The following is a 15,574-nucleotide window of genomic DNA, read 5'->3' on the forward strand; positions in this document are numbered from 1 at the left end:
GAATAATAAAAATAATGGGGTTAGCTTTGTGAACTATAAACTTATCACAATAGGGCTAGTGAGTGTTTCAGTGTTAATGTCGGCCTGTTCCTCAATACGCAATAGTCCGGGGTATCGTAGTAATGTTAATGATGAGGGTTTCCAACGTAGTAGTGCCGTGCGCGAGATTGATGGACGGATGTTAGGCATGAGTGCAGGTACTCAATTACCTTCGAGTCGTGCTAGCACCTCTATCGCACCTACTCACTATTCAAATCCACCGGCTACTGAGCGCCGAGTACAACAAGGTAATACTCAACAAGATATTGAATTAATCTTGGGACAACAAAATTATTATCGTCAACAACCGGAAAAAAGTAGCACAGAAGGTAAAAAACGTCGCTCCTCAGGTGATGGGATTGCGCTGAACTTTGAGCGTGCCAGCATTCGTGAGGTAGTCAAAGTAGTGTTAGGGGATTTATTAAAACTCACCTACACCATTGAGCCGGGGGTTGAGGGAGAGGTCACTATTAGCTCTAGTGAACCTATTCCCCAAGCCAGCCTGATTCCCACTTTAGAATCTTTACTGGCTACACAAGGGGCTGTGTTATACAAAGATGGCCCTAGCGGCTATCGAGTGGCGGCACGCGCCAATATTAAAGGTCGGGGTTTTCAACCTAGTTTTGGTAAGTTAAAGCCGGGCTATAGTATTCAGGTCATACCGCTACGCTATATCCCTGCGGTGGAAATGCAGAAAATTTTAGAGCCATTAGCTAATCCTGATGCATTTGTGCGCGTGGATAGCAGTCGGAATCTATTAATGCTGGCTGGCACTAGCTCAGAATTAGCTAATCTCATGTCTACCATCAATACCTTTGACGTGGATGTACTACAAGGTATGTCAGTGGGTATCTTCCGCATTAAAAATGTGGAGGCTAATGTAGTCGCTAAAAGTATGGACACCCTATTTGGTGAGGGTGGCAGTAGCTCTATGGCGGGTATGATCAAGATCGTACCGCTGGAGCATATGAATAGTTTAATGATTATTTCAGCTAGCCCTGACTATTTGAAAGACATGCAAAGCTGGATTAATCGCTTTGATCGCACTAGCCCCACCGCAGGGCAACAGCTTTATGTGTATCGGGTACAAAATGGTAGCGCGGAAAATTTAGCAGAAATGCTCAATCAGATCTTTTCGGGCAAAAATAGTAGCTCGAAAAAGAAAAGTCCTACCTCCAGTCTTGCTCCGGGTTTAGAGCCTGCAACAGTAGGAGGTACGCCTAATGCAGCTAATCCCAACGGTGCTGTGACACCTGAAGGGGCAATACCCAGTGGTGAAAACTCAACGGCGGTTGCAGTCGCAGTGGCGGGTAAACCTGCGGTAACGGCTGATGGTGGAGTAGTAATTGATGCCAGCGATGAGGCACGCATTGTCGCGGATAAGACCAATAATTCATTAATGATCATGGCGACTGAGGCGACTTATCAGCAGATTATTGAAGCCGTCAAACGCATTGATGTGATGCCGATGCAGGTGCAAGTGGAGGCGTCCATTATGGAAGTCAGTCTCTCGGATAATCTGCAATTTGGTCTGCAATGGTACTTTAAAAACAGTAACTTACTCGGTCAGGTGGGACAGGGCTTAGTGTCATTAGGGGGCGTGGCAGGAGGGGCTGGATTCTCTTATTCCTTAAGCGACCCTACTGGTGCGTTGAAAAATATTATCAATGTATTAGCTAAGCAATCACGAGTGCGTGTCTTATCTTCACCCTCTATTTTAGTATTGGATAATCAACCAGCGGAAATTCGCGTCGGTAATCAACAACCTATTGAAACTAAAACTAGCAGCAGTGGAGCTACCGGAACGGATACCTATACCTATCAATATAAAGATACTGGGGTATCACTCAAGGTCACGCCGCAAGTAAATAGTAATGGTTTGGTTAAAATGGAAATCCAGCAAGAGGTAACGGATTTAGGGGAGCGCGATAGTGTGAATAATCAGCCTACCTTTATGCAACGCAGTATTAGGAGTTCTATTGTGGTGCAAAGCGGCGAGACTATTGTGCTCGGTGGTTTGATTCGTGAGAACAAAACGGACAGTAAACAAGGTGTACCGATTTTAGGTGATATGCCTATTGTAGGTAAGTTATTTAGCACCGAGGGTGAAACCTCCACACGCACTGAATTGTTAGTACTGATTACACCGACGGCGATTAAGGATCAATCCGCTCTCAATAAAACAGGCGAAGAAATGCGCGAGCGCATGAAGCGCCTCATGGATAATGATCACTTCCTCCAGCAATTAAAGGGGCAACGCTAATGATGAAGCAGTGGGTAGTGTTAATTAGCTTAGGATTATTAGTGGCCTGTAGTGAGCCACCGGAAGCTATCGTCAAAGAGTTAGCTCAACAACGTTGGTCAGCCTTATTACAAGGAAATACATCTCAAGCCTATGCGCTTTATACCAAAGCTTTTCAGGACACTACCCCGCTCCAGCAGTTTGAAAACTCTATTCGGGGGTTGGGTTTATGGAAAGCAGCACAGGTCGTGGATACTCAGTGTAAGGACTCACAATGCCAAGTGAATGTAAAGGTTACGGTTGCCATGAAAATGCGTGGTTTGCCAGAGCCTATTGAGACCAGTGAAGTGATACAAGAAACTTGGATTAAAGATACCGCTTGGAAGTCCGAGTGGCGTTACGTAAAAAATTAAGATATTTATCTGGTATAATATTGTATTATCTATAGATAAGTAGATTAGATTAAGTTAGACACTCCAATAATAAATTATAAAGATAAATTTTTAGGAGGCACTCAGGTGTTTAAACAAAATAAGCTCGCTATTGGGGTAGCAGCAGGAGTTCTGGTTGCCGTCGGGATTTTTACCGGTGTCCAAGCTGTGCATATTAACCCCGATGGAACCGGTCAAGTATTGTTATTTCCGTATTTCAATGCCAATCCCGGATACGTCACTAATATTAATTTGGTGAACTCCACTAATGAGACTAAGGCTGTCAAAATCCGCTTCCGTGAGGGTAAGAACAGCAACGACATTCTCAATTTTAATATTTATATGTCACCTGAGGATGTGTGGACAGGTACGATTCGCAAAGATAGTCAAAGCGATGCAGGGGCGTTTACTACGCTAGATCGTACTTGTACGATGCCTATACAACATGCTGCTGATTGTGCTACACCCGATCGCTGTGAGGTGATGAAAACCTTTGATGGCAAAAATATTATTTATGAAAATAAAGATACGCGCGAAGGTTATGTAGAAGTCATTGAGATGGGGGTAGTCACCGATCCAGTGATTCAGGCAGCGGTTAAACATGCTAAAGGCAAACCTACTAATTGCCAAGAAGTAGCTAATGCTTGGACCAAAGGTGTATTCACTTCAGGCGCGGGGTCATCAGCGGCTGGTTTAAAAGCGCCCACAGGTGGATTATTTGGTTCTTCTGCGGTACTGAATGTGGCCGAGGGGGCAGCATTTACCATTGATCCAGTGGCCATTGATAACTACAGCACCGAAGCCCAGCATTATCGCCCTGATGTTTACGAAGAGTATTTATTGCCTTCTTTAGCTTCCGGCAATATTACTCAAAGCACCATTACCGTACCCAAACCTAACGGCGAATCGGATATGGTGGTCACTAATTGGAAACAACAAAAGACTGATCCTTGCCTAGTAGAGGGTACTAGATGCGGTACTAACCCCTACCCCATGGCACATGTGCTAGCCGTGCCTTATATTATGAATGAGTATTTCCTTGATCCTACCGATGGCTATGATGGCCATACCGATTGGGTAGTCACTTTCCCCATGAAAAAGCACGGTATTTATAGAGAGGATACCGATATTGCTGCCAAAATCGACAGCCTCTATGATCGTGAAGAAACCCGTGCTTGGAACTTGAATAATGCGCAAGATAAATATTTTGGCTTCCTGATGGATGCTAAAGCGGGGACTTTTGGGGCAGAAGCGAAGCTAACTCGTGAAGTCAATGTGTTGAGCTTTGTCAGCACTGATCCGTCTTATGATCTGACGCGCACGGTATTTTCTAGTCCTTCCCTGAAAACAGTAATGGCAGGACCTTTTGTACATGGTTGGGCACGCATTACCTTCCCTAATTATACCCTAGGTGGATCCTATTACTCATCGAGCGCCTATGGTGCTAATCCACTGAATTATAAAGCGAATAGCTTTATTTATAATGGTGTACCGACTCTAGGCTTTGCCGCGATTGAGGGTAATGTGAGCCAAAATGCTCATGCACGCTTTGGGGATGCTATTCCACACAAAACACGCCGTTATTAATTTTACTTGACCTGCCTGACGGATTAAGTGGGCGAAATACTTAATCCGTCTTATTGAGCTGTTGAATCATGCGTATATTATTAAAGTCTTTAGTATTAATGACCCTATTGGGTTTTGGGCTATATGGTACTACTCAAGCAGAAGAAGCTTGGATGATCAAGACACCTGCATGGGAACTATCAAAAACACAATATGAAACAGCGCTGAAAGTAAAAGGCTCAGACCCTACAACACTAAACACCTCCGAGCAAAAACGCGCGGTATTGCAAGATTTATATATTCGTGAATCTTTATTACACCAAGCCTTAGCGCAGGGTTTAGATCAAGATCTTAATATCCAGCAACAACTAGAAGAAATGCGCAAAGATTTACTAGCGCGTAAAGCATTGGAATATCAACTTGATAAACAAGCACCTGATTTTACTAAGCGTGCCCAAGAGGTCTATCAAGCCCGCTTAGCTACTGTGTATACCTTTCCCTTAAGACTGAAACTACAACTCATTCAAATTAATACCCCTACTGCTGATAGCCAAGCTAAAGCTAAACAACAATTAACCAACTTACGCCAAGACCTGAAAAATCAAAAAATTACTTTTGAACAGGCCATTGAGCAGCATAGTCAAGCCACTGATAAAGTACTTACCCAAGACGGTCAATGGTATAAAGCCGACCAGTTACCCACCGAACTCTTTACAGCCGCGAGTCAATTAACTACCAGTGAGCCGTTGAGTGAAGTCATTAGCACTGATAAAGCCCTGTATTTGTTCAACTATTTAGAACGCCTTGAGCCAGAAGTGCTGGAGTTTGATAAGGTAAAAAATGAGCTAATCGCTAGCCTAAAAACCGAATATCGTTTGGGACAGCAGCAAGTATTATTAAATCAATTACGCCAGCAATTTGAGCAAGAGGCTAAATTGAATCTGGAGCCTTAAAATGTTTAAAACGCTAAAACAATCGGGGGCTTTGTTTTGGCAATTAGTGCGCTTAGATGTACGTACTCGTTATTTTAATTCGCGTTTAGGGCTAATCCTGCTCATAGCTCAACCTCTGACTTTATTAGTGATTTACAGCTGGGTGTTTGGCGAACTCATGCAATTGCGACATACCGCGAGTGAGCATTTTAGTGAGTATCTCTTAGCGGGTTTAATCGCTTTCAATGCTTTAGCCGAAGTGCTAACACGCGCCCCTAGCTTGCTATTAGAGCGGCGTGAATTATTACTCAATACTCCACTGCCTGCCGTACTGATCCCTTGGATTGTGGTCGCTAGTTCTTTGTTATTAGAAAGCATTAGTGTGGTGCTACTAATCGTTTGGATGAGTATGCAAGATGCCAACTTTTGGCTTATTTTGTTCTGTTATTTGCCTTGGCTATTCATGCGTTTGTTATGGAGCAGTATAGGAGCGGCACTCTTTAGTGTATTAGGTGTGGTACTGCATGATTTGCGTCAAGCAGTCAGTGCAGTACTCGGTATCTTACTATTAGTCACCCCTATCTTTTATCGCTTAGAGCAAGTACCTAGTCAGTGGCAAACCATTTTGCTCTGCAATCCCCTCACCTATTTAATTCAAGGCTATCAGCAAGCATTAGTCTTAGGTCAGTTTGATTGGAAGGTATGGTTGCTAGTGCTCGTTAGTTCATTGGTGGTATGGGGCTTATGTTGGAACATGGCACAGAGCTTATTGCCTAAAGTGCGGTATGTGCTATGAAAGCCCTAATATTAGATCAAGTAGCGGTAGGCTATCCTCAGTATCAAAAACCTGTAGATTTAATTTGGGAGTGGTTTATGCGTAGACCACTGCATACTACGCATTATGCTTTGCAGGCGATTAATCTAGAACTAGAGCAAGGCGCTACCTTAGGGATAGTAGGAGACAATGGAGCGGGTAAAAGTACCTTGTTGCGGGTCTTAGCGGGCACATTAAAACCCACCGCAGGCAAATGTGTGATTAATGGCACTTGTGCAGCTTTATTAGAGTTGGGAGCGGGTTTTCAACTGCATCTATCAGGCTTAGATAATATTCGCCTAGGGCTAGCCTTACGGGGCTTAACTCACACACAAATTAATGAATATCTGCCTCAAGTCATTGAGTTTGCCGAGCTACAACCTTGGATTGAGCAGCCACTTAAAACTTATTCCAGTGGTATGGTAATGCGTTTAGGCTTTGCCCTAGCGACAGTGATAGCACCACAAGTATTGATTGTGGACGAAGCACTGGCAGTCGGTGATCAGTATTTTCAAAAGAAATCCTTACAGCGCATTAAAACCATTGTGGAGGGGGGCGCTAGCCTAGTGTTCTGTTCGCACAATTTGTATCAAGTGCGTGAGTTATGCTCACAAGCGGTATGGTTAGAACAAGGCAAAATTCGTGAGTTTGGGTTAGCTCAAAGAGTAGTCGATGCCTATCAAACAGCGTGTCGTGAACACGAGGTCTCTAAGCCTTTAAACCCTAAGGCAGATCAGGTCAGTAGTGAGTCTAAAGCTCAACCTTTTATTCAAACAGCGCAATTATTGCCCGCTAATAATGCAATATTTTATACAGGCTCTAGTTTCGGGGTAGAGGTATTAATCTATTTAAATAGCTATCCAGCCAAGGATGTACATTTAGGTGTAGTCATTCGGCGCAATGATGACATCCAGTGCTATGGCATGAGTACCTTGCATGAAGGTGTTAGTTTGCAAGGAGATGAACAGGTTAAGGTGCGCTACGTGACGGATGAGTTACCTTTGTTAGCGGGCAGTTATTGCCTAGAGCTATGGTTGATTGATCAGACAGGCTTACATGTATATGACTCACGGGAACGCTGCTGTCATTTTCAAGTACAACAGCACTCACAAAGCCAAGGCATTGGAATCTGTCAATTACCGCATCGTTGGGAAGTGCAAGGATTATGAAGGGTTTAAGCACTTTAAAGCCGGAATGGTTTTCATGGCGTTATCAGGTGCAATACCCCCTCCTAGCTCGACTACCCTTAAAGCTTGGCTATCGTTTAGCGGGCTACTCTAGTCGCTATTGGCAAGCCCGCCATTTGGGTGGCTTAGAGCTGGTTAAAGCACAAATGCAGCTTACTTTTCCCGATGCTTCTGAGGCTCAGATTCAACAGTGGCTCACTGAGTATGCGCAGATGATTGAGTATGAATCCTTGGATACTTGGCATTTAAACCAGCCAAAAAATATTCAACACTTAGTCACTTTGCAAGGTTTTGAGTCAATAGAGAATGCTAGACAACAAGGCAGGCGCATTTTACTCACGGGTGGGCATATAGGGCGTTTTTGGCTGGCAGGGCCTGCGATATATTTGCGTGGTTATCAAGTGGGGACGCTCACGCGGGATAATACTGAGGTAAATACGCAACACTTGCATCAGGCTGAATATCAATTTCGGCGCTGGAAGTTGCAGCGGTTAAAAGCTAGCCTTGGCGGTACGTTTCTAGTTGAGGGTGATTTAGTACGCCCGCTGTATCAAGCGTTAGATGATGAATTAATTACCTTATTGTTCGATGTGCCCTATACACAAAATCCGCATCAAGGCGTGACAGTTTCCTTTCTAAACGGTACTATAAAAGTACCTGTTGGTATTTACAAAATAGCAAAAAAGACACAGGCATGGATTGCGCCCTTTTATATGCGTAATCGACAGGACGGGGGGGTGATAGCAGAATTTAAACCTCTGCTAGACCCAAATAATTATAATGAAGAGGAATGCATGAATTTACTCACCCAGCAACTGAGTGCCGAAATCGAGCGAGCACCTAGTCAGTGGTGGTTATGGGCAGCACTTCCTCTGCTGCGAAGAGCATAGCAAATAATGAAACAACAAGAAAAAGCAGCTTTGGCGTCAATAGACCTCTTTGCTAATCACTCTCATGCTCAAATTATTCGACGTGTACCGCGCTACGCACGCGTCTTAGAACTAGGTTGTGCGGGCGGTGAAATGTCCGAGTTGCTGATTAGTATGTGTCAGGCCTCCATTATTGGTTATGACAAAAACCCGCAATTAGCTTGGCGGGCGCAGCGCTTTTGCGACTATGTGTTTACCGAAGACTTAGATGATCCCCATAGCCTAGATGCGCTAGAGGGTGAAAAATTCGATGTAGTAACGGTAGTCGATGTACTAGAACATTTGCAGCATCCTAAAGACCTGCTTGAACGTATTAAGCCCCTACTGCTTGACGAAGGTGAGGTGTTAATTTCAGTTCCTAATGTGGCACATGCTTCTGTGCGTTTAGAACTATTAGGGGGTCAGTTTGCTTATGAGCCAAGTGGTATTTTAGATAACACTCATCTACGCTTTTTCACTTTGGACAGCCTACGTACCTTAGTCAATCAGGCTGGCTTTACTATCACCGATATTGATTGCACTTGGAATGATATGGCCGATAGCGTCATCACGGAGTATTTGGCTAAGAGGGATCTAGAGGCAACACCACAAGCCTTAGCTAAATTCCATGAGCCAGAAGCGATGGCTTATCAATTTATCTTGACCTTAAGACTAAGTTCACCTGAACAAAGCGATGATCTACTAGACGAGGCTCAATTTAAGCCTTTGCTTGCTTCTAATTTGGCTTGGGGGCGAATGCAAGATCAATTGCAAACTCAAGCACAAGTGATTAGAGGGCTAGAAATTCAGCTCGAACATTGCAGTACACAATTACAACAATTAACGCAAGATTATCAGCGTACTCGTGCCGAACTTGCTGAAGTCCATGCTACTCGTAGCTGGCAATTAGTGCGCCGTGCAGCCAATTTATGGCGAGGTACGCTCAACTGAGCGAGGTAAGATAATGTCCACTAGGGCTAATGTGAGCGTGGTTATACCAGCCTATAACCACGCACAATGGATTGCTAGTGCTATTCAATCAGTATTGAATCAAACCTATACTGATTGGGAGTTAATTATTATTGATGACGCCTCCAGCGATCAGACGTGGCACATCATACAAGCCTTTCAGGACTCACGGCTGCGACTTGAGCGCCATGTTGAAAATCAAGGCGCACCGGCTACTCTCAATCAAGGTTTGAACCTAGCTCAAGGCGACTATTTAGCGATTTTAAATTCGGATGATAGTTGGCATCCGCAACGTCTTGAGCGCTTATTACAATTAGCCCAAACTCAAAACGCTGATTTTCTTGCCTCTAGTGCACAGATTGAATACTCCCATCAGCAGACTCAACCCCAATGGCAAAGTGAGTTTCTGGAGTGGTATCACAGCCTTCAGCAAGAGCTTTATACTAGCCGCGATTTTCTAACCGCTTTGATCAAGGGTAATTTTTTACTCACGACCTCTAATTTCTTTTTTAAGCGCAGAGTTTGGGAGAGCCTTCAGTCCTTTCGTGAACTGCGTTATGTGCATGATTATGATTTTGCCTTGCGGGTCTGTAGTGCGGGGTTTATGACGGCGTATAGCCCCGATATTTTATTAGCCTATCGGCAGCATGACACTAATACTATCCACGAAGCCCCCCTGAAAACCGTCTATGAGCATTTACAAATGCTCTACGCATGGCTCCCACATCTAGCCCCGCGTCTCGATCAACGCGGTTGGCAAAATCTAAGTACCCAATTAAGCGATTTGCAGACCATGCTACACGGTGAATGGTGTGCCAAATTACATCAATCCCTACTCCAAAAAGAGCAAAACCTATTTGCCATTATTGCTGAGCGTGATGAGCTAATTAAAAAGCAGCAACAATGGGTAACTGACCGTGATGGTTGGGTCAAAGAACGTGATCAAGTTATTGAAAATACTCTGCAATTAGCCGAGCAACAAAATGGTTGGATTCAAGATCGTGATCAATGGATTGCCGAGCGGGATACCATTATTAAGCAATTAGAGGCTGAGTTACGACAAATACGTCAAACCCTTGGTTATAAAATTAGCCGTGGTATTAAAAAGCCTATGCATGCGGTGCGTCATTTGTTAGAGAGACAAGGTTATGCCTGACAAATTACGATTGGGGTCTTGGCAGGCGGTACAAGCGTGGCTCAGCCCGCATTTAGCGTCAGGTAGGTTTCAAGTCGTGTCCTTGGATATTTTTGACACGCTATTAGCTCGCATTGATTTGCCCGAACACATTCAGCACCATGTGTGCCGCCAATTAGCCGCTAAAGTCATGGGGGCTAATGCGGAGCAAGTGTGGCAAGCACGCCAACAAGCCGAGACCCAATTACGCAAGCAATCAGTGGCTCAAGGTTTAGATTACGAATGTCGTTTTTCCGAATTATTACCGCTTTGGATTAAAACATGGGTGGGACATGAAGACCCTGCTTTAATCCATCTAGCCAGTGAATTAGAACTACAAGCTGAAACTACTGCTTTATACATTAAGTCTGGAGTGGTCGATTTTCTAGATTGGCTAAAAAGCTTTAATGTGTCGCTACTGGCTATTTCAGATATGTATCTGGATGGTAAATACCTAGAGCAACTATTAGAGCAATTAGGTTTAAAACGCTATTTCGATGCGATTTATGTTTCTAGTGATAGTGGTTTGGGCAAGCATACCGGACGTTTGTTTGAGTATGTGCAAGCGCAGCAACACCTTAATTATCAATCATGGGTACATATTGGTGATAATCCACATTCTGATCGCTTAAAACCCTGCGAGCTAGGTATTCAAGGTATTTGGCTCGATGAAAAAAACGAACAAGCACGTATTAATACTCAGCGTATTAATGCGCGTATGGCATTGCAAGGAGGAATTTGGCAAGGGCGCTATTTAGCCGCTCAAATCCAAGAAGCTTTATCGTATAAAGAAGTTAATAGTACCTCATCAGAATATTTTAATTATGGGCGCGATGTATTAGGCATTACCTTCAGTACCTTTATGCTCGGTCTGATGGAGCGTTTAGAGCAGCATAAACCCGACTGTATTTTTTTTATTGCCCGTGATGGCTATTTATTTCAGCAAATGCTGAGTCAGACAAAAGCTCAATATAATCATCACTATTTATATCTATCTCGCCAAGTGATAGCAGCGGCCTCAGTAGCGGAAGGCTTAACACTACAACAAGCACAAGTAGCTTTTTATAACCCTAAACAACAAGGCTTAAGTTCGATATTCAAAGTATATAGCTTACCCAGCGAAGCTTTAATACCTCTAGCTAAAGCCTATGGTTTTAATGATATAGCCGCTCCTATTGAGAATTGGCAAGATCAGCGTTTATTAGCTTGGTTAGCTGATATAGAAGTACAAAGCCTTATTCGTCAAACTGGATTAAAACATAAGCAAGCCTTACATGAATATCTCACTCAACAAGGGTTTTTTAATTATAAAAAGGTTGCAATGGTCGACATTGGCTGGAATGGAACCTTGCAACACTTTTTGACGAAAACCTTTGGGCAGAATGAAGATTATCCTGAGGTATTAGGATTTTATTTTGCCCTAGTCCCAAAGTTATATACTGACTTTCATCGCTTTAATCAGGCTGAGGGTATTATCTATGACTCACGGCGGGGTAATGATTGTGAGCGAGTAGTCACTGAGTTTGAAGAGGTATTTGAACAGGGAGCACGAGCTTTACATGGCTCGACTATTGGTTATAAACAAAATACTTTAGGTGCATGGTTGCCGCTATTAAAAGAAGATCATGCACCGGATCGTGCGGCTGAACTCAATGCGAATCCTTATATTGCACAAATACAAGCTGGAGTTTTACATTACTGGCAACAGTTTCAAAAAATTCAGCAATTAAATGGTTTCAATAGCCAAGCTATTTTGCCTTTTGTGTATGGGGTATTAGAGCGAGCAGTGGTTTATCCCACACCGCAGGAAGTTCAATTGCTCAAGCGTTTAGTACATACTGAGGATTTTGGACATGATCATGTGCTAACGCTGGCCGAGCGTTGGTTTCAATGGCGTGATTTATTAAATCCAAAACGATTTTGGAGTTATTTAAAAGTTGAAGCATGGCGTTATGCTGTGTTTAGTCATTTACCGACAGGGATAGCTAATTTTGCTTTACGCATGGCTTATTTGCATGCAGTAAAAAAATAATAATACAGTGCAAAGGAGCAAGTTATGTTACCCAAGCCTTTACATTTATTTTTAGCAGCGCAAGCCTTTTGCTTTTCTAATGCACGAGGACGCTGTTTCAGTCCGGGCTTAAAAGCATTAATACTTTGGTATAGTCTAAGAGTCAAAGCACAATTATTTGACCGCCAACGCCTTAAGCGTCTACGGTTTTATTGGGAGGCTCGCTAAATGACTAACTCTACTCCAATAGTACAAGTGCTATTATCGACTTGGAATGGCGAAAGATGGCTTTCTGACTTGTTGGCTTCTTTAGAGCGCCAAACCTTTACCGACTGGCAACTATTAGTACGTGACGATGGCTCGCAAGATAAAACCTTAAAAATATTACTAGAGTGGCAAAAAACACACCCTAAATGGGTTACCGATATTATCAGTGCTAGTTCTATTGGTAGTACTGCTAGTTTTGATCAATTAGTGAGAAAAAGCCAAGCGCCTTATTTAATGTTTTGTGATCAAGATGATATTTGGTTTCCAGAAAAAATTGAATTACAAGTGGAAGCACTACGACAATTAGAGCAGCAATATGGCTCAGCCAAGCCTTTATTGGTACATACTGATTTAGTGGTGGTCAATGAGCATAAACAGGTTTTAAGCCCTTCATTTTGGGATTATCGGGGCTTTGATCTCAAGCAACGCAAACAAGCTTATTTATTAAATAATAATGTGACTGGCTGTGCTACTGTGTTTAATCGTCGAGCAGCTCAATTAGCCTTTCCTTTGCCTACTGAAGCCATGCAACATGACCGCTGGCTAGCGCTGGTATGTGCTTGGTTTGGTCATATTGGTGTTTTAGCACAACCTACTATTTTGTATCGCCAGCATAATCATAATGTTATTGGTGCTAAGCGCTCTTTAGAATGGGGCGATATTCACAAGCGTATCGATCTTTGGAGTCGGCAAGCAGCCACTTTTTTGCGTTGCTTCAGTACCCAGTTAGCTCAAGAGGATTATGAATTGCTACAAGCTCTCGCTCATTTGCAATATTTGCGTGGTTGGGAGCGGCGGCGGCATATTGTGCAACATCGACTTTTTAAACAGGGTGTGCTGGAAAATTTAGCCTTATTACTATTTTCCTAAGTAAACGGATGACACCCACAGGGGCTTTTATGTTAACAAAAATTTATCGCCCAGATGTGGCTATTATTGTTTTGACGCGCAATGCTGGTGCATTGTGGCCTCAGTGGATTCAAGCCATTCAACAACAAACTATTTTAGCCGGACGTTATATGGTCATTGATACCGAATCGACCGATGACACGGTGTTGCTTGCAGCACAAGCGGGTTTTGAAATTTACCGAGTACGTAAAGAACATTTTAATCATGGTGGTACAAGACGTTGGGCGGCTGAGCAATGTCTAGAGGCGAAGTATTTGGTGTATTTAACCCAAGATGCGATTTTAACTCAGACCGATTCGCTAGAGTGTTTACTAGCTCCCCTCTTGCATGATCCTGAAGTGGCATTAGCGTATGGGCGTCATGTGCCACGACCTAACGCCGATTTATTAGAGCAACATGCGCGGCTTTATAATTATCCTGCCCAATCCGCGACTTATCGTCAGGATGATTTTGCTCAGATGGGTTATCGAGCTGCCTTTGCCTCAGATGTGTACGCCGTGTATCGCGCTGAGGCTTTACACCAAGTGGGTAACTTTCCAGAGCATATTATTGTCAGTGAGGATAGTTATCTATGTGCGCGTTTACTCTTAGCGGGTTGGAAAGCGGTCTATAGCGCGGAAAGTACGGTCGAGCATTCGCATCAATATTCATTAGTGCAGCTAGCACGGCGTTATTTTGATGTGGGAGTGTTTCATGCGCTAGAAGCTGAATTATTGCACCGCATTGGTAAACCAGATCAAGAAGCAGGACGCTATGTTAAATCACTGATTCGGTTTTTAGCACAACGTAAACCCTATTTATTACCTTGGGCTGGCCTACAGACTTTAGTTAAATTATTAGCTTTTCGTTTGGGTAAGCGTTATCAATCCTTACCTCATCGTTGGTGTGAGCGTATTAGTTTGCAAGCAGCTTATTGGCAGCAACTCAAGCTCACTCCTACTCCACTAACTAAGCTCCAGTCTATCGAATTAGCTTCGCCTAGCTCCCGCTTTATATCTCCTTTATGGACTCGATTAGAGCGCAAAACCAGTGCATCTAACCCTAGGGAGGTATTGCCTGTTGAATAACCACATGAATTATACCTATAAGGTAAATGATTGATATATCTATTAAATAGTATTGGCAATTAGGCAAAGCACTATTATGATGCGATACAGAGCATAAGTACTCGACGTTCACATTATGTTCTGCTTTGGTGGTAATTTAAGCGACCCAATTGTTATAGATTGAGGTCGCTTTTTTTATGGTATTAACCTCACTAGCGCGGGCAGCGATAATGCTGATCCAGTGCGACATAAGGGTCTTGCCCTTCTACTATGACCCATGATTTAGCACTACTACTGGGTGTAGATCGATACACTTCTATATAACTTTGATCAGAGCTTTGGGTATATCCACTCGCTGTAAAATTCCATAAACCATGACATCTCACCTCCATAGGTTTTTGAGTATAACGACTAGGCGCACTTCCCTTTAGTATCGTTTCAATAGGACGTTTAGCACTCCCTGCTGCCTTTTTCAAAATTCTGACTTGATACGCACTATCCGCTACCACCACTTTAGGTGCTTGGTTAGCCGAATGTTGTAAAATCCAAAACGGTTTACTTTGATAGCTATTAAGCTTTAGGCAACTATTGTCAGGGGTAAATAAATACTCTGAGGTATTTAGTTGATCGTCTAGTTCAATATTAACCCCAATAAAATTACAGCGAGCTAATAGATTAGCAGGTATCGATAGATTTTGAATGGATTTATTCAAAATCGCTGTTTTTTGCTCAGCGCTGGGTCGAATAATCGCTAAGCCTAATGGTTTATAATGAGGTGACTCTAATCTAGGATTGGCTAAATCCAGAGTCGGCGTATTTTTGAGTTTGTTAAAAAGATTAGGGCTTAAACGATTAGAATCAGCTTGGGTAGTGGTGCTATGAGTACTTAGCACCAAAGCCAGATAAATAGGCAGTTTTAAATTAGGGGTTATCTTGACCATACGAGTGGAACCTTTATTTAAACGAGTTGTTTAGTACCTATTATTCTAATTTCTTTATGCATCAATACCTACTAATCTCTTTTTTAAAGGATCAATGCGCTAGAGCTGAATATTTTTTAGGTAATAAATCACTTGAGA

At 43.0% G+C, this 15,574-nt stretch carries 14 protein-coding genes; 13 read left to right on the forward strand and 1 reads right to left on the reverse strand.

The window, feature by feature from the left end; translation table 11 throughout:
- Positions 1 to 28 precede the first annotated feature (28 nt).
- From gspD to IPL34_RS03960, 13 genes are all read left to right on the forward strand, one after another.
- On the forward strand, positions 29 to 2,302 hold the full coding sequence (gspD, locus tag IPL34_RS03900) for a type II secretion system secretin GspD (protein WP_296837990.1): 2,274 nt from the start codon (positions 29 to 31) through the stop codon (positions 2,300 to 2,302).
- On the forward strand, positions 2,302 to 2,694 hold the full coding sequence (locus tag IPL34_RS03905; protein ID WP_296837992.1) for a hypothetical protein: 393 nt from the start codon (positions 2,302 to 2,304) through the stop codon (positions 2,692 to 2,694). The genes gspD and IPL34_RS03905 overlap by 1 nt, the downstream gene beginning before the upstream one ends.
- 105 nt (positions 2,695 to 2,799) lie before the next feature.
- Entirely contained in the window at positions 2,800 to 4,299 is a 1,500-nt protein-coding gene (locus IPL34_RS03910) for a hypothetical protein (protein WP_296837995.1), read from the forward strand.
- 68 nt (positions 4,300 to 4,367) lie between these two features.
- Positions 4,368 to 5,231, forward strand: a complete 864-nt coding sequence (locus tag IPL34_RS03915) for a peptidylprolyl isomerase (protein WP_296837998.1) — start codon at positions 4,368 to 4,370, stop codon at positions 5,229 to 5,231.
- A gap of 1 nt (position 5,232) precedes the next feature.
- A complete protein-coding gene (locus IPL34_RS03920) occupies positions 5,233 to 6,006 on the forward strand; it encodes an ABC transporter permease (RefSeq protein WP_296838001.1) in 774 nt (257 codons plus the stop codon).
- Positions 6,003 to 7,193, forward strand: a complete 1,191-nt coding sequence (locus tag IPL34_RS03925) for an ABC transporter ATP-binding protein (RefSeq protein WP_296838004.1) — start codon at positions 6,003 to 6,005, stop codon at positions 7,191 to 7,193. Before IPL34_RS03920 ends, IPL34_RS03925 begins: the two co-directional genes overlap by 4 nt.
- Positions 7,190 to 8,101: a lipid A biosynthesis acyltransferase gene (locus tag IPL34_RS03930; RefSeq protein ID WP_296838008.1), complete on the forward strand. Its 912-nt coding sequence runs from the start codon at positions 7,190 to 7,192 to the stop codon at positions 8,099 to 8,101. Before IPL34_RS03925 ends, IPL34_RS03930 begins: the two co-directional genes overlap by 4 nt.
- Before the next feature lie 6 nt (positions 8,102 to 8,107).
- Complete coding sequence (locus IPL34_RS03935; protein ID WP_296838012.1) at positions 8,108 to 9,070, forward strand: class I SAM-dependent methyltransferase; 963 nt, start codon at positions 8,108 to 8,110, stop codon at positions 9,068 to 9,070.
- 13 nt (positions 9,071 to 9,083) lie between these two features.
- Entirely contained in the window at positions 9,084 to 10,244 is a 1,161-nt protein-coding gene (locus IPL34_RS03940; RefSeq protein WP_296838016.1) for a glycosyltransferase, read from the forward strand.
- Positions 10,237 to 12,294 (forward strand): HAD family hydrolase, encoded by a 2,058-nt coding sequence (locus IPL34_RS03945; RefSeq protein WP_296838019.1) that lies wholly within the window; start codon positions 10,237 to 10,239, stop codon positions 12,292 to 12,294. The genes IPL34_RS03940 and IPL34_RS03945 overlap by 8 nt, the downstream gene beginning before the upstream one ends.
- A 24-nt stretch (positions 12,295 to 12,318) precedes the next feature.
- Complete coding sequence (locus IPL34_RS03950) at positions 12,319 to 12,501, forward strand: hypothetical protein (protein ID WP_296838022.1); 183 nt, start codon at positions 12,319 to 12,321, stop codon at positions 12,499 to 12,501.
- Entirely contained in the window at positions 12,502 to 13,410 is a 909-nt protein-coding gene (locus IPL34_RS03955; protein WP_296838025.1) for a glycosyltransferase family 2 protein, read from the forward strand.
- A gap of 29 nt (positions 13,411 to 13,439) precedes the next feature.
- Entirely contained in the window at positions 13,440 to 14,516 is a 1,077-nt protein-coding gene (locus tag IPL34_RS03960) for a glycosyltransferase family 2 protein (protein ID WP_296838027.1), read from the forward strand.
- Between the two features lie 191 nt (positions 14,517 to 14,707).
- Here IPL34_RS03960 and IPL34_RS03965 read toward each other — a convergent pair whose 3' ends face one another.
- Positions 14,708 to 15,436, reverse strand: coding sequence for a hypothetical protein (locus IPL34_RS03965; RefSeq protein WP_296838030.1), 729 nt, complete (start codon positions 15,434 to 15,436; stop codon positions 14,708 to 14,710).
- Positions 15,437 to 15,574: the final 138 nt, after the last annotated feature.

The organism is Thiofilum sp. (assembly GCF_016711335.1).
GTDB lineage: Bacteria > Pseudomonadota > Gammaproteobacteria > Thiotrichales > Thiotrichaceae > Thiofilum.

What these genes read in the sequence shown, in the direction of transcription:
- IPL34_RS03905 (WP_296837992.1), top strand. Translation starts at nt 2,302, where the DNA reads ATGATGAAGCAGTGGGTAGTGTTAATTAGCTTAGGATTATTAGTGGCC.
- IPL34_RS03915 (WP_296837998.1), top strand. Translation starts at nt 4,368, where the DNA reads ATGCGTATATTATTAAAGTCTTTAGTATTAATGACCCTATTGGGTTTT.
- IPL34_RS03920 (WP_296838001.1), top strand. Translation starts at nt 5,233, where the DNA reads ATGTTTAAAACGCTAAAACAATCGGGGGCTTTGTTTTGGCAATTAGTG.
- IPL34_RS03925 (WP_296838004.1), top strand. Translation starts at nt 6,003, where the DNA reads ATGAAAGCCCTAATATTAGATCAAGTAGCGGTAGGCTATCCTCAGTAT.
- IPL34_RS03930 (WP_296838008.1), top strand. Translation starts at nt 7,190, where the DNA reads ATGAAGGGTTTAAGCACTTTAAAGCCGGAATGGTTTTCATGGCGTTAT.
- IPL34_RS03935 (WP_296838012.1), top strand. Translation starts at nt 8,108, where the DNA reads ATGAAACAACAAGAAAAAGCAGCTTTGGCGTCAATAGACCTCTTTGCT.
- IPL34_RS03940 (WP_296838016.1), top strand. Translation starts at nt 9,084, where the DNA reads ATGTCCACTAGGGCTAATGTGAGCGTGGTTATACCAGCCTATAACCAC.
- IPL34_RS03945 (WP_296838019.1), top strand. Translation starts at nt 10,237, where the DNA reads ATGCCTGACAAATTACGATTGGGGTCTTGGCAGGCGGTACAAGCGTGG.
- IPL34_RS03950 (WP_296838022.1), top strand. Translation starts at nt 12,319, where the DNA reads ATGTTACCCAAGCCTTTACATTTATTTTTAGCAGCGCAAGCCTTTTGC.
- IPL34_RS03955 (WP_296838025.1), top strand. Translation starts at nt 12,502, where the DNA reads ATGACTAACTCTACTCCAATAGTACAAGTGCTATTATCGACTTGGAAT.
- IPL34_RS03960 (WP_296838027.1), top strand. Translation starts at nt 13,440, where the DNA reads ATGTTAACAAAAATTTATCGCCCAGATGTGGCTATTATTGTTTTGACG.
- IPL34_RS03965 (WP_296838030.1), bottom strand. Translation starts at nt 15,436, where the DNA reads ATGGTCAAGATAACCCCTAATTTAAAACTGCCTATTTATCTGGCTTTG.